12 protein-coding genes are annotated in these 19,288 nt (G+C 52.6%); 7 read left to right on the top strand and 5 right to left on the bottom strand.

Annotation, left to right across the window (positions count from 1 at the left end; genetic code table 11):
- The first annotated feature begins 41 nt into the window (after positions 1-41).
- Positions 42-515 carry a PAS domain-containing protein gene (locus tag ACORNT_RS09795; RefSeq protein ID WP_321389819.1) on the top strand — a complete coding sequence of 158 codons (474 nt, stop codon included), beginning with the start codon at positions 42-44 and terminating at the stop codon, positions 513-515.
- A 47-nt stretch (positions 516-562) separates the two neighbouring features.
- Here the strand turns inward: ACORNT_RS09795 and ACORNT_RS09790 are convergent, their stop codons facing one another.
- Both ACORNT_RS09790 and ACORNT_RS09785 read right to left on the bottom strand, forming a co-directional pair.
- Positions 563-1,609: a phenylacetaldoxime dehydratase family protein gene (locus tag ACORNT_RS09790; RefSeq protein ID WP_321389817.1), complete on the bottom strand. Its 1,047-nt coding sequence runs from the start codon at positions 1,607-1,609 to the stop codon at positions 563-565.
- 15 nt (positions 1,610-1,624) lie between these two features.
- Complete coding sequence (locus ACORNT_RS09785) at positions 1,625-2,656, bottom strand: carbon-nitrogen hydrolase family protein (RefSeq protein ID WP_321389815.1); 1,032 nt, start codon at positions 2,654-2,656, stop codon at positions 1,625-1,627.
- Positions 2,657-2,840: 184 nt separating this feature from the next.
- On the opposite strand from ACORNT_RS09785, the gene ACORNT_RS09780 reads away from it, so the two are divergent.
- The 3 genes from ACORNT_RS09780 to ACORNT_RS09770 all read left to right on the top strand — a co-directional run bounded on the left by ACORNT_RS09780 (position 2,841) and on the right by ACORNT_RS09770 (position 6,922).
- Positions 2,841-3,788: a helix-turn-helix domain-containing protein gene (locus ACORNT_RS09780; protein ID WP_321389812.1), complete on the top strand. Its 948-nt coding sequence runs from the start codon at positions 2,841-2,843 to the stop codon at positions 3,786-3,788.
- Between the two features lie 124 nt (positions 3,789-3,912).
- Entirely contained in the window at positions 3,913-6,252 is a 2,340-nt protein-coding gene (locus tag ACORNT_RS09775; RefSeq protein WP_321389809.1) for a TonB-dependent receptor, read from the top strand.
- 193 nt (positions 6,253-6,445) lie between these two features.
- Complete coding sequence (locus ACORNT_RS09770; RefSeq protein WP_321389807.1) at positions 6,446-6,922, top strand: PAS domain-containing protein; 477 nt, start codon at positions 6,446-6,448, stop codon at positions 6,920-6,922.
- 39 nt (positions 6,923-6,961) lie between these two features.
- Here the strand turns inward: ACORNT_RS09770 and ACORNT_RS09765 are convergent, their stop codons facing one another.
- The 3 genes from ACORNT_RS09765 to ACORNT_RS09755 all read right to left on the bottom strand — a co-directional run bounded on the left by ACORNT_RS09765 (position 6,962) and on the right by ACORNT_RS09755 (position 11,847).
- Positions 6,962-10,180, bottom strand: coding sequence for an efflux RND transporter permease subunit (locus tag ACORNT_RS09765; protein ID WP_321389804.1), 3,219 nt, complete (start codon positions 10,178-10,180; stop codon positions 6,962-6,964).
- A complete protein-coding gene (locus ACORNT_RS09760; protein ID WP_321389800.1) occupies positions 10,177-11,148 on the bottom strand; it encodes an efflux RND transporter periplasmic adaptor subunit in 972 nt (323 codons plus the stop codon). The genes ACORNT_RS09765 and ACORNT_RS09760 overlap by 4 nt, the downstream gene beginning before the upstream one ends.
- 267 nt (positions 11,149-11,415) lie before the next feature.
- Positions 11,416-11,847, bottom strand: coding sequence for an Lrp/AsnC family transcriptional regulator (locus ACORNT_RS09755; protein WP_321389798.1), 432 nt, complete (start codon positions 11,845-11,847; stop codon positions 11,416-11,418).
- A gap of 721 nt (positions 11,848-12,568) precedes the next feature.
- On the opposite strand from ACORNT_RS09755, the gene ACORNT_RS09750 reads away from it, so the two are divergent.
- The 3 genes from ACORNT_RS09750 (at position 12,569) to ACORNT_RS09740 (ending at position 19,262) form a co-directional block, all read left to right on the top strand.
- Positions 12,569-14,965 (top strand): TonB-dependent receptor, encoded by a 2,397-nt coding sequence (locus ACORNT_RS09750; protein WP_321389795.1) that lies wholly within the window; start codon positions 12,569-12,571, stop codon positions 14,963-14,965.
- A gap of 72 nt (positions 14,966-15,037) precedes the next feature.
- Positions 15,038-17,041: a tetratricopeptide repeat-containing sulfotransferase family protein gene (locus tag ACORNT_RS09745; protein ID WP_321389792.1), complete on the top strand. Its 2,004-nt coding sequence runs from the start codon at positions 15,038-15,040 to the stop codon at positions 17,039-17,041.
- Positions 17,042-17,105: 64 nt separating this feature from the next.
- Positions 17,106-19,262 (top strand): S9 family peptidase, encoded by a 2,157-nt coding sequence (locus tag ACORNT_RS09740; RefSeq protein WP_321389789.1) that lies wholly within the window; start codon positions 17,106-17,108, stop codon positions 19,260-19,262.
- Positions 19,263-19,288: the final 26 nt, after the last annotated feature.

Here is a 19,288-nt window from a genome sequence, read left to right as displayed (position 1 = left end):
CGTTAAAGTCAGGAACAGTCTATTCTTGGAACGCGGAAGTAATGTTCAAGCATCCTATTAAAGTCAGCGATATTCCTCCACAAGAACTGCAAGAGCTTTTCCTGCTGTGGCAGAATATCAGGGGCGACAAATCCATGCCCTGCCGGAAAGATTTCCGACCGGCGGCAGTGCCTTCACTTCTGCCGAATGTGTCCCTGGTTGATGTGGAGAATGACCCCCGGCGATATCGTTTCCGACTGGTCGGCACGGCAACGGTAAAAGCCATGGGACGGGATGTCACAGGCCAGTATATGGATCAGATTCCGGGCATGATGACCATGAAGGAACGTTATGACTGGCTGGTGGAAAATAAAACCCCTTATCTCTACAAGGGTCAACTGGTCTGGTCCGAGAAATCATTTTTGGACTATTATGCAATTGGCCTGCCCTTTTCCGAGGATGATAGCACTGTAAACCTGATCATGTATGGCATGTATTACCTGTTCCCTGATCATGACCGGACAATAGCGCCCTAACCGACCGGCGGCGATGTATTCTCTGCCGCGAGCCTTCGCAGGTTTTTCTATCGATCCTGTCCTGTAAGAAGAGGTAAAACACCTGTCCGGTTGTGGCAGTTGATGTAGAAGGCCTTTGAGTCTTTCCCGCCAAGAATAGCCACTTCGTGCCAGAGTTTAAGATCAAGCTCGAAATTGAATTCCCGCACCATTTCGTGGAACGTCTGAAAAATCGCCATGTGTGTCGGATGTTTCTTCGCCCATGTTTCCAGCTCAATCATGGAAGAAAACAACGCATGACCAAAGCTTTTCTTCAGACGTACGCCCCGGCTTGAGGTTTCTGTGATCAGGCGACAGGAAAGACATCCGGTTTCCAGAGAGTTAGCCGCTAGGTAGGCCATCCCCTCTTCCAGGACCGGATGTACCTTTTCCAGATAAAATATTTCCTCTCTGGACTGACAATCAGACCAGTTCTGGCCGGACCTGATCATACAGATGTTCTTTGGCAGACAGCCTTCAACTCGTCCCGGTACAAATTGGCCGGGAACTGGCGCCTTTCGAATATAATTGTCCGGCTGCGCCTCAAAATTATCGCTCCCGGAAGCCGGTATCCTGTCCCGCATCCCGCCCCAGTACGCATGTTCACGAACGGTTTCGCCGAAATCCAGGTCTGGCCAGGCTTCCACCGCGCCGGCTTCCGTTTCCGAGGAAAAGAGAGTTTCAAAATTCTTCAACCGAATCTCGTGACTTTCCACCCAATAACCACACCCTTCACCAAGGCGGGCGTCTTCAAGTAACCAAAGATGAAAGATTGAGTATCTTTCCCATTCCCGGTGTTTATCAGGCCTGCGCCAGTAACAAACGATGACCCTGTTCTCAAAACCGTGCTGGTCAGTGAATACACCAAAATCAGTGTGATCGGGCGCGCATTCAATTCCCAGGCTCAACAGGAACTGACTATGGAACATCTCTACCCGATGTACAATATCCTGCGCGCCGGGTTCCCGGCTCTGGAACCCGTAGTAACACACCGATAGACTATCTGCGTTATCACCAAGTTTCGGCGACCAGGAAGGATAAGGTGGCTCCCAATCAGCAGGCATGTTCTTCGGCATCGTCTTTTCCTTTTTTCAGGCGTCCTGTTCCCGGGTATTTTCCAGGTATGGTTTATTCCGCAGGTCTTCTTCCTCCCGAACATTCTCCGCACCACTGTCGCGAACATATTCCACAGGCGATTTCGGACGTGCATCCAGCAACAGCCGGGTAACATCCGGCCGGGAGTAATGACCAACCGGGTCAGCCGCCGATTTAGCCATGACAATCATGCCCAGGTCAATATCTGCATATAGAATACCTTCTTCATCCGGTGCCAGATGGTCACAGAGTTCCTGACCGTCCGGACCAAATATCCGGGCATGACCACCGCCCTTGGCGATCAGGCCTTTCTTGAAGTCACTGGTCGCCACCAGATCAATCATTTCCTGGGTGATCGTCATGCAGGGCGCCAATACAAAACACTGCCCTTCGACCGCATACATGCGCGAGGCCGAGGTATTGACTTCCGGGCCCAAAGCGTTTGCCAGTCCCTCATACATGCTGAAACTGGGCCAGGCCGCCACATGAACCTGCTCATGCATGCCGAACATGGCATAACGGTTGAGCGGCTGCAGATGTTCCCAGCAGCATAGGGCTCCTATCCTGCCCAGAGGCGTGTCCGCCACCTTGAAATCACTGCCGTCGCCCTCGCCGAATACGGTGCGCTCGACATGGGTCGGCTTCAACTTGCGACGGCTGTAAACCAGCTCACCATCAGACCCGATCAGGCACTGCCCCATATAAAGGCTGCCAGTTGCCCGCTCGCTATAGCCCAGCATGACATGAATATTGTTGCTTTTGGCTTCCTGCTTCAGGCTTTCAAACTCTTCACTGTCCAGCGCCAGTGAATTTTCATGATATTGTGGTACAAACTGCAACCACCAGGCCGGGGCATCCATCCATATCCACCAAGGGTATCCCGGAATCCAGGTCTCGGGAAAAGCGACAATAGAAGCGCCGGCACCTGCCGCCTCCCGGATCAGCTCTTTGGTTTTTTCCACAGTCCCCTTGAGGTCCATGAAAACGGGTGCAGCCTGAACGACGGCTACCTTGTAGGTCTGAGACATTGATCTGTATTCCTTCCGGATAAATTTCAGTGAATGTGATCTAAGCCCGAGAATATAGGCTGTGCAGCCCCCGCTCTTGTCTGAAACGGAACATATACTTGATTGACTTCAGGGCTGAACTTGACCTTTTCCGGAAGCGGGGTGATACTTGATAGTGCCGAAACAGCTTTTACAGGAAGACATATTGAAAGATCAGCTGTCGACAGACTTTGTTCACAAGAGGGCCCGCGCCGACTACTGGCGCGAGGTGATCTGCCGTTCTTTTGTGGAACTGGATTGCGTGACCGCACAGACAGAGGACTTTTTCGGCAGCGTTGATAATTCCCCCTTGGGAAAAGGGACTATTTCCCGGGTTGTGTCCACCCGCCAGAATGTGGAAAGAAACAAGAGCCTGATTGCCAGATCGTCAGCGGATCATTTCCTGCTCAGTCTGCAACTCAACGGCAGGGGACTCATTATACAGGACGGCCGGGAAGCACCGCTCAAACCGGGGGAGCTCTCCCTTTATGACTCCACCCGGCAGTATCATTTGAAATTTCAGGATCCTTTTTCCCAGTTGGTGATACAGATCCCGCGCACCCTGGCCCGGCACCATCTGGGAATTCCGGAGCGCCTGACCGCGGTCCGGCTATCCCACTCCATCAGCGGAGTATCAATCCTCAGCAATTTCATCGAAGCCCTTTATAAAGACAGCCTGGTTCTGAGCGATGCGCAGAAAGAGAAAATGTTCAACAGCCTGCTTGAACTCCTTGGCGCGGTCTATCATGCCTCGGATCTCAACATCACCCGGGAGGTCTCCACCAACCAGTACACCCAGCTTATGCTGATCAAGAATTACATTCTGGAAAACCTGCCCGACTATGCTCTGTGTCCCCAGTCAATTGCGCAATATTTCAAGATCAGCCCGCGCTATCTGAATAAACTTTTTGAGCATGAAGGTTGCTCGGCCAGCCGCTGGATTTACCAGAAACGTCTGGAAAGATGCTGCGCCGACCTGACCGACCCCATATACAGCGGCCTGACCATATCCGAGATTGCCTTCAAATGGGGATTTAATGAATTCTCCCATTTCAGCCGCTCTTTCAAGGAAAAATACGGTGCTTCGCCCCGGGACTACCGCCTGACCCACTAACCTCGCCTGATCGTTGTCATTCCGCCCGCCACGCTATCTTTTTGTTCCGGGTGGGACAAGTCACGCCCCGCGGTAGCGGATTACACTCTCCTCATCAAATAATAAAATCTAATGGAGAGAAACAGTGACTTTATCCCCCCACTTCGGAAATGCCCGACGCCCCGGACTATTCACCGCTGCCTGCGCCTTGCTACTCACCCTTCCGGCCACCACCACATTTGCAGATAAAGCCGACGGCAGCCTGATGCTGGAAGAAATCGTTGTCACGGCCCAGAAGCGTTCCGAAAACCTGCAATCCACCCCGATCGCCATTTCCGCCTTTTCCAGCAGCAAAATCGAAAAAATGGGATACAGCAATATCTCGCAAATGGCGGACGCGACCCCCAATACGGTATTTGACTCCACTGCACCCGTAAGTGGCGTGTCCTCCGGCGCCGTGGTCTTCATTCGCGGTGTCGGCCAGACTGATTTCTCGCTGGCCACCGACCCCGGTGTCGGCACTTACGTGGACGGGGTTTATGTTTCCCGCTCCATCGGTGGCGTTCTGGACACCCTGGACATTGAACGCGTCGAAATCCTGCGCGGTCCACAGGGCACCCTGTTCGGCCGCAACACCATCGGCGGGGCCATCAGCATTACCTCAAAAGAACCGGCCGAAGAATTCACCGGCTCCGGCGAAGTGATCCTCGGCAATTTTAATCGCCATGACATGCGCTTCAGCGTCGACCTGCCGGTCTCTGACACCCTGCTGACCAGGGTTGCCGGCTCCTCCAAAAACCGCGACGGTTTTGTACGAGGTATTTCCGATAACCGCCTGCTGGGCAACGAAAACCGCGATTCCGCGCGCTTTACCGCGCTTTATACGGCAGGTGATGCCTGGAAGTTCACCCTGAATGCGGACGCCACGCGCATTCGCGAGCAGAATGCCGGCAGCACCCTTGTCGGCATCACGTCTGCGCCTCCCGGTGCGCCCGGCGATATCGGCCCCAATGGCGTCCCCCTGATCAATCCCACATCACCGACCCTGGCCTGGGTCCATAATAATGTGGACGCAGGTGTATTCGGCCTGCCTCTGTTTACCGAAGACGCCTATATCCCTGCCGACAAGGACACCACCTATGCCACTGGTGCGAACGGCACTTCCCTCGACATCTGGGGAATAAGCCTGACAGCGGAATGGGATGTCAATGACACCACCACGCTGAAATCGACAACGGCCTATCGGGAAACCTCGGGCTATTTCAACCGGGATGCGGACAATTCACCGCTGGTGGTAACCGAAACCAATAACTATGACTACGGGCATGAGCAGTTCTCCCAGGAATTCCAGCTCGTCGGCACCCTGCTGGACGGCAACCTCAAATATGCCAGCGGTGTTTATTATTTCTCGGAAAGCGGTCACGACCTGCTAACTGTTCGTTTTCCCGCGACCTTCGGCACCCTGGACAACCGTACCTATGTGGACAACGAAAGCCTTGGTGTCTATGCCCAGGCCACCTACATCATCAATGACCGCTTAAGCGCCACCGCCGGACTGCGCTATTCCCGGGATGAAAAATCCTATGATCCGTTCCAGATCCTGACTGTGGGTCCGGTCGGCGCCGGTGCCTTTGGTGTTGCTCCCGGTGACGGTGTTGCTCTGGTACCGCCAGGACAGGACAGCCTGACCTTCACCGACTGGTCGCCGCGCTTCAGCCTGGACTATCAACTAACCGAAGATGCGCTGGTGTACGCCTCCTACACACAGGGGTATAAATCCGGCGGGTTCAATATTCGGTACCTTCTGCCGGTACCGGAAGCTGTCCAGTTCGAGCCTGAAACGGTTGAAAATTACGAAATCGGCCTGAAGCTGGACCTGTTCGATAATCGGGTTCGTCTGAACACGGCCGCCTTCTGGGCCAATTACAACCAGATTCAGGTGATCACCTATGTCAGCGGCGCGCCCCTGAACACCAACGGCGGCGAAGCTGAAATAAAAGGCATCGAGGCTGAAATCACGGCCCTGATCACAGACCGGTTGCAGCTTTCTGGCGGACTTGGTTATACGGACGCACATTATACCGCCGTCCCGGCCTTCAATACCGATCTGCCGGCAGTGATCCAGATTACCGGGGACAAGAAACTGGCCAACCTGCCGGAATGGTCCCTCAATGCCTCTGCGGAATATAGCCTGCCGCTGCCCAACGACGGGGAGCTCGCCCTGCGCGGGGACTGGAGTTATAAATCAACCATCTGGAATGATGCCCAGAATTCCCCTTACCTGAAGCAGGAAGGTTATCATTTGGTCAATGCCTCCCTCACCTATAGCCACCCCGGCGAGGTCTGGAATGTACGGCTCTATGTGGATAACCTGACCGACAAACGGGTCATCGTCAGCGGCGATTCAAACTTCGCCCTCGGCTTCCATGAAGCCAATTACAACCGCCCCCGGGAATGGGGAGCGTCCCTCCGGGTGAATTTCTGACCCCTTAAGTTTTCTCCCGCCAACCTCACCTTGCCCTGCCGGTACTTATCGGCAGGGTTATTTTTATCACGGCCGCTCTCACAACCAATAATGGACTTTCCCTGCCCGGGTAAAAATCTGATTTACCTCACCGGAAAAACTGCTAAAAGACATAGTTGTAATTAAAGGTATTTTCTTGGGGACCGATTGAATCATGTTCAAATACCCTATTGACGTCGAAGACATTCCGCAGGAAGAACTGAGGGAACTCTTTCTCCACTGGCAGAAAATAAAGGGGGATCGAATAATGCCCCGCCGGGCCGATTTTCGCCCGTCCGATGTACCGAAGCTTTTGCCCTATATTCTACTGGCTGATGTGGAAAATGACCCGAGAAGATACCGTTTCCGACTGATCGGCACAGCAACAACAAGAGCCATGTCAAGGGATGTCACCGGCCAGTATCTGGAAACTGTACCCGGCACGGCAGATATGAAAGAACGCTGGGACTGGATTGTGGAAAACAAAATTCCCTATCTCTACCAGGGCAAACTTGTGTGGTCGGAAAAATCCTTCCTTGAATATTTCGCCCTCGGATTGCCCTTCTCTGAAGACGGTCAGAACGTCAATCAAATCATGTATGGTCTTTATTACATGCTGCCAAAAGACAGACGGACTATCCCCCCTCAATAGATGAGACAGAGCCGGAGAAGTTGCTGATCCGGCTTTCTGTTATTTAGAAGCTTCAGCAGGTCCTTCATCATCACGCAGAACGACATAAATGGCGGGAATGACCAGAACGGTCAGCAGTGTGGATGAGGTAAGACCAAACAGCAGGGAAATAGCCAGGCCTTGAAAAATTGGATCACTCAGAATGGTCACCGCCCCGATCATGGCTGCGAGCGCGGTCAGCAGGATCGGCTTGAATCTTACGGCACCGGCCTCCAATAGTATGTCGCGAAGCGACAGGCCCTGCCCGCTTCCATGCCGGATAAAGTCCACCAGCAGGATAGAGTTGCGGACAATGATGCCGGCCAGCGCGATGAAGCCGATCATTGACGTGGCGGTGAAGGCCGCGCCGAATATCCAGTGTCCGAATATAATGCCAATCAATGTCAGGGGAACCGGCGTCAGGATGACAAGCGGCAGTTTAAAGCTTCCGAACTGGCCGACAACAAGCACGTAAATGCCCACCAGCGCCAGGGCAAAGGCGATTCCCATATCCCGGAAGGTGACATAGGTAATTTCCCATTCACCATCCCACAGCAGTGTTGACTGCATGGGATCTTCCGGCTGCCCGTGAAATTTGATCGTTGGTGGTGTAAGGTTCCCCCAGTCATGGGTTTTGATCAATTTCTCCACATCCAGCATGCCATAGACTGGCGCCTCGAAGCCACCGCTCAATTCGGCCATAACCATATCGGTAAAATGCCCGTTATGCCTGAATAATATCGGCGATCCCTCTTCTATCGTCACCCTGACGACGTCGCCGAGCTCGACATTGGAACTTTGCCCCGGCAAGGCAGTCAGCGGAACAGGCGTTGACGCCAGCGTTTCGGTCCAGACCAGCGCTGATTTCGGTTGTCCAATGAATATTTCCAGCGGATCGCGCCCTTCACCACGATAAGAATAACCGACGGATATACCGCCGATCAGCGCCTGAATGGTGTCATATACATCCTGTTGTTCGACGCCGAAAAACTCCAGGCGTTCCTGGTCAATGGATACATGCAGTCTTGGGCGCGGCTCGCCGATGGAGTCATCTATGTCGACAATATAGGGAACCTCGGCAAATATTTTCTTCACTTCATCGACGGTTCTCTGCCGTGTTTGCTGATCTGGCCCGTATATTTCAGCCAGAAGTGTCGCCATAACCGGCGGGCCTGGCGGCACCTCGACCACTTTCAGGCTGGCGCCCCCGGGAAGCACCAGGTCTTTCAACCTGTCTCTTATATCAAGAGCGATTTCATGGCTGGTCCGATCGCGCCCGGATTTACCTATCAGATTGATCTGCAACTCACCCAGTTCCGGAGACTGTCTCAGATAATAGTGACGCACCAGCCCGTTGAAATTAAATGGTGCCGCGGTGCCCGCATAACTCTGCATCAATTCTATCTCGGGTACATGCCTGATGAGATCCGCCGTCAGGTACAGGAGACGTTCCGTATCCTCAAGGCTCGCCCCTTCAGCAAGATCAACGACAATCTGAAGCTCGGATTTATTGTCAAAAGGCAGCAGCTTGACGGTCACCGAGCGGGTGGCAAAAAGGATAAAACTGAGAAAAGTCATTACCCCGACAATTATGAGGAAAAACAGGGCCCGCTTCCGGGTGCGTATAATGGGAGCGGCAACGTTCCGATAGAGTTTACCCAGGCGCCCCTGCCCCTCTTCATGATGTGCATGGCCAGCAGCTTCCGAAGGGGAAATTTTCAGCAGAAGCCACGGCGCAACGACAACGGCAACAAAGAAGGAAAACAGCATCGCTGCAGAAGCATTGACCGGGATCGGCGCCATATAGGGACCCATCAGACCGGAAATAAACAACATGGGCAGCAGGGCTGCGATAACGGTCAGTGTGGCAATAACCGTGGGACTGCCAACCTCGGCCACAGCTTCTATGGTTGCCTGGATCCTGGGCCGGCCGTCATTCATAGCCCAGTGCCGGGCAATATTCTCGATAACAACAATTGCATCATCAACAAGAATCCCGATGGAGAAGATCAGGGCAAACAGGCTGACGCGATTTATGGTATATCCCATCAGGTTGGCGGCAAAGAGCGTAAGCAGGATGGTCACCGGAATAATCACCAGTGTCACACCGGCTTCCCGCCAGCCGATGGCAAAACCGATCAGGATGACAATGGAAATGGTGGCCAGGAACAGATGGAATAACAGCTCGTTGGCTTTCTCGTCAGCCGTCTCCCCGTAATTTCGGGTCACATCGACCTCGATCTCTTCGGGAATAAGTGATGATTTTAATATTTCCACCCGTTTCAGAATATCCCCGGACACAACAACCGCGTTGCTGCCGGCCCTTTTTGACAAAGCCAGGTTTATGGCAGGTGTGCGGTATAGACTGCCATCCTCCGCCGGACGCATCATCATGACCCGGTATTCGGAAAGCGCCGGACCGATGACAATGTCCGCCACGTCACGGACATAGACAGGTTTGCCATTCTGCGACGTTATCAGCAGTAATCCAATATCCGGCGTTCCCGACAGGGTGTTTCCGGCAATCGCGATATGAGACTGTCCCTGTTCGCGCAGGAGGCCCGCAGCAAAAGAGCGATTGGCGCCCTGAATCTTCCCGACCAGTTGCGTCAGTGTAATTCCATACAGGGCCAGCCGTTCCGGATCAGGTTCTATGCGTATGGATTCAGGACTACCACCGACGATGTAAGTCAATCCGACATTGTCGACCTTGATCAATTCAGACTGGACCTCATCGACAAGCCGGTACAGGTCAGCCTCGCTCCAGCGGTCGGCGACCTCCGGCTTTGGCGAAAGGCTCAGAACAACAGTCGCCACATCATTGATTCCGCGGCCGCTGACCAGGGGTTCGGGAATCCCCGTTGGAATCCGGTCATAATTGGCCCGGATTTTCTCGTGAACGCGCAGGATTGCATTATCTGCACTTGTTCCGACAAGGAACCGCGCCGTCACCAGGACCTGATCATCGGCTGTCTGGCTATAGACATGCTCGACCCCGTCGATACTTTTGATGATTTCCTCAAGCGGCTTGGTAATCAGCTCGGCGGCATCCGACGCCCGCACCCCGTTCGCCTGCACCTGTATATCTACCAGAGGCACGCTGATCTGCGGCTCTTCTTCCCGCGGAATCGAAAACAGCGCCATCAGGCCCAGCATGAATGCGGCAATCAGAAACAAAGGCGTTAAAGGCGATTGAATAGTCGCCTGGGTAAGCCTGCCTGACAATCCCGGATTTTTCATCGTTTCTCCAGCACATCACCGTCATGAAGCCCGGATATGATTTCAATTCCGTTCGCTATATCCGCTGTTGATATTGGCGTGCCGCGTTGTACCGGCACGTCCATGACGCTGCCGTCGGGTTTCCGAAGACGTACATGGTCAATTCCGAAGCGGGTTGTGATGAAGTCATCCGGAATAACAACAGTCCGGCGCTCACCACCCGAAATCCAGACACGGACACGTTCCCCAACGAAATAACTTTCCAGCCCGTTGATATCAGCATCGATGGTCACCCGACCGCCTTCGATTTTCGGGTATATCGTCAGTATCTTCACGGTTTTCCCGTCCTCAAGGCGTACCAGGTCATCTTTTTTGAGATGAAGACCGTAGCGTTCCGGCACCGACAGGCGCAAAACATAATTCTCCCTGGCAACGGAGGCGATCACTTCACCGGGCATCACAACGGTCCCGACAGTCAGGGGAACGCTCAGGATACGACCGGCAACGGGCGCCAGCACCTCGCCTTCGCACGCCTGCCGCCTGATGACGTCACGATCGGATATTCCCGCCTTCAGGGCGCCTTCCGCAACGTTATATTGAGCCTGCACCTCATCCAGACGGGCCTTTGAAACCGCACCTGTGGATATCAGCTCTTTTGTGCGCGCCAGATCACTGCCTGCTTTGTCAAACTGGGCCCTTAAAGATGATATATGTGCCTCCAGGGATCGTATCTGCAGCGCCAGCTTTTCGTCCACGACCCTGGCAATGACCTGCCCAGGGGTAACCAAATCACCTTCCCTGACCTCAAGGTCTATGACCGTGCCATTCAGGCGAGCCCTTGCCGTCACCACTTTCACGCTTTCCACGGTGGCGAAAACAGCCTTTTCATCCTGAACAGTGATAGATTTTACAGTCAGCACCTCCTGCGCCATCACGGAAGCCGCCATCAGCGACAGCAGAGGAAGCAGTATCATGAACATTCGGGGCATGCAGGCCTCTTTTCTTCGTTCCGGGCAACTTAACCGCCCCCTCCCCACCTGTTCAGCACGGAGTATATGTAAGCTTTAAATCAGGGAGAGAATTATGCTCCCTTCTGTATAACTCTAAACGGCACAGGCCTTTCTGCGCAAGGCTCTTCGTTTAAGAAATCCCGATATCTCGTGACCACTTACAGAAAAGAGCGCCTGGCACCGTTTGAAAGAATTCCGATACTCATCACCTGTTCCCGCCGCGCTCCGGCAGAAGCGATCGAGATTTTATCGGTTGTTGTCCAGTTTTGCAGACAAAATGACATTGGTAACGGTTTTCTCGACCCCGGCTGTTTCGCGTATAAAATCAATTTCTGAATCCAGCTCTTCTGTTGAATCCTTCTGCAAGACAGCAATCAGGTCATACATACCGCTGACCGTAAAAATAGATTGAATACCGTGTATTTTTTTTAATTGCTCTATAACCTGTGTCTCCAGCTTTGGAACGACAGTGATCATAACATGAGCGGTAATTTTCTTGGGCGAGAATTCCCGGTTTATGCGCAGGGTATAACCCTCGATTATGCCCCTCTGCTCCAGTTTCGAGATTCTGTCTGTAACAGTTGCCCTGGACACTTTCAGCGCGCCCGCCAGTGTGGAAATGGATTTCCGCGCATCAAGCGTCAGGATTTCCAGCAGGCTTCTGTCCAGATTATCCATAATTGCACATTCTGCCTTCAAACTGACAAATCAGAAGATAACGGATACTCCGCACAGCATTTTCTCCTAACCAAATACCAATCGGCGATTGGTTTTTATTATTTAATTACCGCTTGGGGTGAATGAATAGCATGATCGAACATGACTATTATGCCAAATTTTTATGCACTTCTTCCTTCACCCTGCTATATGAACAAATTGTATAAAATATGAACATTCTCTTCATTCTTTCATACAATAACATTATATATCAAACGAATAGACATTAAAGAATCATGCCCATTATCGCAGCATCTGTCAAGATGATAAGTATTCCGTCAATTTGCAAAGTAAATTGAGCCAAAAAACGATGCCTTGGTTAGTGATATCCGTGACTCAGATATTTATACTCCACTGATAGAGACCTTTCTCACTGGGTAATTCAGACGACAAATCCCGGAGAGATGGCGTGGCGAAACACTTGAAAGTCATGCAGGGATCTACAGAGGGGTAACGCTGAGAAGGGGTAAATTCAAAGCTTAACCATCAAGAAACAGAACGGGTACGCGTCGGGCAGTCACAAGCCTGGTGCGTCGGGAAAACTGTAACCTGTGTCCATACAGGGGGCAAATGATATGAGAGCCACCGCATTCAGAATCGATGGCCGCACCCCTCCCCCGAACCCGGACCCGGACCCGGACCAGATATAACATTATAAATTCCACAGGAGAGGAAACAAAGAATGTCACCAATATTTCCCCAAAAAACACTAAGAATGTCGCTGATGTGCGGCGTCGCCTTTGCCGGCATGGCAATCACCCCCGCCTTCTCACAAGAGAGCGATGAGTCAGAAGCTTACGCCTTTGAAGAAATCATCGTTACATCCCGCAAGAAACAGGAACTTTTGACAGAAGTACCGATGAACATCGCTGTCGTGGGAAGCACCGAGATTCTGAAACGCAACCTGATCAACAAGGAAGATTTCTTCCGCACAGTGGCCGGTGCCGCAAGCCCCCAGGGTGAACTGATCCTCCGCGGCCTGTCCGGTGGCAATGATTCCACGCCCGGCACCACATCTACCTACACCGACGGCATTCCCTTTGATTTCAGCGACCTTTATGATGTCGAGCGGGTCGAGGTGCTGCGCGGCCCACAGGGCACCCTGTGGGGATCGAACGCCATCGGCGGAACCGTCCAGGTCATCACCAACAAACCAAATCTCGCTGAAACGGAAGTTTTCGGCGCGACCATGTTCTCAAGCGAAAAGAACCGGGACGGTATCGGCGTCCGTGGTTATGCGGGTTTTAACCTGCCGCTTATCGACGACAAACTTGCCCTTCGTGTTACTGGCAGCGCCCATAGCCAACAGGGAAAAATTTATAACACCCATACCGGCACCTCCGGTGATGAAAACGGTCATTTCATTCGCGCCCAGGTGATGTATCAGGCAAGCGACGATCTGAACGTCAACCTCACCTATGTCAACATGAAGAACCATGATTCGACTCGCGCCGCAGCTGACCGGTCGCAACCGGGTTATTATTATGAAGCCATCCTGACAGCCAACCCGGCTGCCGATTATGGCTATGATGTCGAGCTTGCCTTCCCGGAATGTACCGGTGAACGTACGGAATGCCGTGGCGGCCAGCTGGACGGGCACAATCCCAAATTCTCTATCTGGGAGCTTATGGATCCTTATGAGGAAGAGAAAACCAACCTGGTCAGCCTGGCCATCACCAAAGACGACCTGATAGACGGTATCGACCTGACCTATGTGGGGTCCTATCGCGAGTATCGCTATGACGGGCGTCAGTCTTACTGGTCCCGGGCCGATTCAATGGATTTGTTCCGGACCTGGATTATTGACAAGGACGGTGAAGACCGCTGGACCCACGAACTGCGCCTGCAGAACAATACCGATAGCCCACTGGAATGGACCGTTGGTGCATTTTACGATAAATCCAAAGGCCTGAAGACACCTGATTACCAGTGGCAATATCATGCGAATGACGACAAAAGTCGTGCCATTGCTGCATACCTCTGGGGATACTGGTGGGGAATCGGTGACCCGACCCAGATCGGCCTTGACCTTTATGGAGACGGCACCAAAAACTATAACTACAACGTGATTCAGTATGACCAGCGTGAATTCGCCGCCTTTGGTGAAGCCAGCTATACTTTCGACCTTGGCGAATCCGGCAAGATCGAGATTACGGGCGGCCTGCGTTACTTCAGCCTGAAAGACGAGCTCATCACTGAACTTTCTGGCATCTGGGTTGATCCCGATGGCGGCATCCAGAGGGATGAAACCCTTGGTGATGATGGAACAGAAGACGGCTTCCGGAAAAAATTCGGCGTATCCTATATGCCAAATGAAGATCTGGCAATCTATGCCATCTATTCAGAAGGCTATCGCCCCGGCGGCAACAACGGCCCGCAGCCGCCTGCTGACTGTTTTGACGATCCAGCTGCGGCCAATTACGTTAACCGCTATAATTCAGATGCCATTAAAAACTACGAGATTGGTGTAAAAGGCAACCTGCTGGACCGCAGATTACAATTCTCGGCCGCGGCATATCAGATCGACTGGTCTGACGTTCAGACAAGTGTATATATGGCTACTTGCGGATTCTCCTACATTGGCAATACTGAAGGCGCCACAGCTGCCCGCTCAAAAGGTGTCGAGTTTGAAAGTTCAGCTCGCCTTACCGACAGCCTTACGCTTTTTGTCAATGCGTCATACACTGACTCAAAGATGCTGATCAGCAACGATGTCCTTGGTGTGGAAGCCGGTGACAACATGACGTTCGTGCCGAAATACAACTTCTATGTTGCCCTTGATCAGGAATTCATGATCAGGGATCACGAGGCCTCAGTTCGTCTTGATGTAACAGGATATGGCGAGAACAAATCACACTTTGATACTCGTGATGAAGATATCTCAGAAAGCTATGCGACGGTCAATTTGTCCGGTGCAATTCAGTTAACCGACAATGCCCGTGTCAGCCTCTATGTCGACAACATTCTGAACAAGGACTACACCACTTACAAAGAGCAACAATACCGGAGCGGCGGTGCGGCCTATTACACTTATGGTGATGAACGCACCTTTACCCTGCGTGTAGACTTTAAATACTGATAAAATTCTGCAAGACTATTACGGCGGGCCTCCGGGCCCGTCGTTCCTTCCTCTGACCCGGACCTTATGCCTATGTCGCTTCAGCAGCTCTATCAGGAGTCAACACGTCTCCTTCAGACCGGACAGGCAGATGCCGCCATCAGCATGCTGCGCAAGCAACTTGAAACAACCCCGAACGACGAATTGACCCTCAGTATCCTGGGATCGGCCCTGATGCGTAAAGGCGACTTTCCCGCCGCCTTCGAGGTTTTTAAACAGGCGACAAAGCATCATCCGAATTCCTATGCCGCCCACGGCGACCTGGCCTTCGCCCATATAAAAGCCGGCAACTCCGCGCAGGCCGTCGAATCCTTTGAAAGATCAACAGAGATTAATCCCGGTTTTTATCAGGCCTGGTGTTATCTGGTTAAACTCTATTTTGATCTCGGACAATTTGACGCCTCGAAAGACGCCTTTGCCAAAGCAAGTGACACCGATCCCTTCAGTGAAGAATACAAAAAGATACAATCCGCCATGGGCAGCTCCCGTTTTGCCGATGCAGAGCAGATCGCCCGCAACATTCTGGCCAAACTGCCCGGACATCCCAAAGCGGCCTATGCCCTCGCGCATCTGGCCACCACCGTCGGTGCCCATGAAGAAAGCGCCAAAATCCTGCGCCATGGCCTGGAACATTTCCCCATCGACACCATTCTAAGAACGGCGCTGGTCAGCAGTCTTGAGGAAACCGGAAATTATGCCGAAGGTGTGACAGAGGCCGAAACGGTCGCGGAACTGGATCCTGACAAAGCTGCCAACTGGCAGATGGTCGGACGCCTGCACAGCCATTGCGGCAATTACGAAAAAAGTCTCGCCGCCTATGACAAGGCCCTGTCCCGCTGTTCTCTCACGGACCTTGAACGGGGCAACCTTGAATTGCTTCGCGGCCACATGCTGAAAATCATGGGGAACAGCGAACAGGCCGTAAAGGCCTATAACACCAGCATCACCAGCACACCTGATAACGGAGCCGGCTGGTGGGCGCTGGCCGACATGAAAACCCACAAATTCTCTAAAGAAGATAGGGATATCATGCGGCAACTGGCTGAAAACACATCAGTTCTGCCTGCCCAGCGCACCCAGGCCGCCTTTGCGCTTGGCAAGGCCTTCGAGGATGACGGTCTTTATGAGGACGCTTTCCACTGGTACAGGCTTGCCAACGAACTGCGCCCGGACATTAGCTTCAGCAGCGACCGCTTTCGGGATATCTGCGGCGAAATCCGTGATGTTTTCACTCCCGAACTACTTGCCCGACAGGCGGCACCGGCCGCAAAGGGACCGACACCGATCTTTATCGTCGGGCTGCCCCGCGCAGGGTCGACCCTGATTGAACAGATCCTGTCCAGCCACAGCCAGATCGAAGGCACGATGGAGTTGGTCAACCTGCCCAATCTTGTCCGGCGCATCAACATCGAAGGCGGCAGGCGGCATGTCGCCTATCCCATGTCTTTGGCCGGCTTCACACCTGCCGAACTCGCGGCCTTCGGCCAATCCTATCTGGATGAAACGGCTTTATACCGGACGGATAAACCTTATTTCATTGATAAACTGCCGACAAATTTCGAACGGGTCGGACTCCTGCATATGATCCTGCCCGATGCGATCATCATTGACGCGCGCCGACATCCCCTTGACGGCGGCTTCAGTTGCTTCAAGCAGCATTTCGCCGGCGGGCATGAATTCAGCTACAACCTTGAAAATATTGGCCACTATTACAACAGTTACCTGACAGTCATGGACCACTGGAACAAGGTTCTCCCCGGCAAGGTACATTGTGTCCAGTATGAAAATATGATCGAGGACACGGAACACCAGATCAGCCGCCTGCTCGACCACTGCGGCGTGGATGTAGAAGATCAATGTTTTGAATTTTACAAAAACAAGCGGGCAGTCCGGACCGCCAGTTCCCAGCAGGTCCGGCAACCGATTTACCGGAAAAGCAAAGGTGTCTGGCAGCATTTCGAGGCACATCTGCAACCGCTGAAAGACGCGCTCGGCGCTGACACACTGGAACGATTTAAGGATTATGCGGGACTTTAGCCAACCGTCCAAAGGTGGCCCGCAATGAACATAAGCCGAAAGACAACACTTGAAGGGATACCAGATGAAAATAACTCCGATACTTGCCCTGGGCCTGACACTGGCCCTTTGGGGGTGTGATAACAGCACCCCTCAAAATACTGCCTCCTCGGAACAATCCGAAACCGTCAAAGCCCCGGTGGCCAAAAAAGTTCCCTACACGATGGAAATCCATGGCGATGTTAGGGTTGACGATTATTACTGGCTCAGGGACGACGACCGCAAGGATCCGGAAGTCCTTGCCTATCTTGACGCAGAAAACGCCTACACCAAAAGCGTGATGGCCCATACAGAAGGCTTGCAGGCAAAACTTTTCGAGGAGATCAAGGGACGTATCAAGCGAGACGATTCATCCGTACCCTATAAAAAGAACGGATACTGGTACTACAGCAATTTCACAGGCGACCAAGAATATCCGGTTTACGCCCGACGTGCCAGCACCATGGACGCCGACGAAGAAATTATCCTGAATGTGAACAAGCTGGCGGAAGGCAAAGAATTTTTCTCCCTCGGCGGACTGGCGGTCAGCACAAACAACAATATTCTGGCCTATTCCACAGATGCCCTGAGCCGGCGCCTGTATATCATCGAATTCAAAAATTTAGCCACGGGACAGACTTACGACGACAGACTGGAAAATACCTCCGGTGTTATTGTCTGGGCCGATGACAACAAAACCGTATTTTATATCAAAAAAGACCTGCAGACCCTGCTGGGGTACCAGGTTTATCGTCACATACTTGGCACGGACCAGAAAGACGACGTCCTGGTTTATGAAGAGAAAGATCCCACCTTTTACACCTACATCGGGAAAACCCGTGACGACAGTGTGATCTATATTTTCCATAAACATACCACAAAGACCGGTGCGGACATCATCGATGCCGATCAACCGGAAAGTGAGTTCACGCCGTTCCTTTCTATCGAGGAAGGCCATGAATATGAATTCTCCAAACTGGGCGACGACTATTATATCCGCACCAACTGGAACGCCAAAAATTTCCGCCTGATGAAAGTTTCCGGCAAAGAGACAAGCGACAAATCAAAATGGGTCGATGTCATCCCTCACCGGCCTGACGTCTACGTTTCCGACTTCGAGGTTTTCTCGGAGTATCTGGTTGTCAGGGAAAAGGAACACGGAGTCACCCGCCTCCGCGTGCAGAATATCCAGACCGGCCAGAACAGCTTCCTGAAATTTGATGACCCGGCCTATGCCGCCTATTTCGGCTACAACCCGGAAATCAACACAGATAAGATGCGCGTTTTTTACAGCAGCCTGACCACACCTGATACGGTGTATGAATATGACCTGACGGACGGACGGCGCACCATCCTGAAACAGGAAGAAATCCTTGGTGGTTTTGATCCGACCAATTACGCCAGCGAACGAATCTTTATCAAGGCAAGGGACGGCAAGGAAGTGCCGGTTTCCCTCGTCTACCGTAAGGACAAATTCAAAAAAGACGGCACCAACCCGCTGTATCAATATGCCTACGGATCATATGGCGATACTGAGGAGGCTACATTTGACGCCGCCAGACTGTCCATTCTCGACCGGGGCTTTGTGTATGCCCTGGCCCATATTCGCGGCAGTCAGATGCTGGGACGGGAGTGGTACGAGGACGGCAAGCTGTATCACAAGAAAAACTCCTTCACCGACTTCATCGACGTCACCAAGGGCCTTACCGCCCAGGGATATGGGGACAAGGACAAGGTTTTTGCCGTAGGCCTAAGCGCCGGCGGGCTTCTGATGGGCGCCGTCCTCAACATGGCGCCGGAACTCTACAAGGGAGTGGCGGCCCAGGTGCCGTTCGTCGATGTGGTTACCACGATGCTGGACAGTTCAATCCCGCTGACCACAAACGAATATGACGAATGGGGCAACCCGAATGAAAAGGGATATTATGACTATATGAAATCCTATTCGCCTTATGACAATGTGGAACGCAAGGATTATCCGAACATCATGGTGACCACCGGATTGCGTGATTCACAGGTGCAGTATTTCGAACCTGCCAAGTGGGTTGCCAAACTGCGTGATTACAAGACAGACGACAACCTTTTGATCTTTGATGTGAATATGGACGCCGGTCACGGCGGCTCTTCCGGTCGCTACAAACAATATCGGGACAAGGCGCTTGAACTGGCCTTTTTCTTCGATCTGATCGGCATTAAGGAATAAAATATATTGTCCGGCCGGCATTTTCC

The sequence above is a fragment of the Emcibacter sp. genome (genome assembly GCF_963675455.1).
Lineage (GTDB): Bacteria > Pseudomonadota > Alphaproteobacteria > Sphingomonadales > Emcibacteraceae > Emcibacter.
The sequence above is the reverse complement of the archived record's forward strand: the minus strand, read 5'-3'. Positions and strand labels throughout refer to the sequence as shown.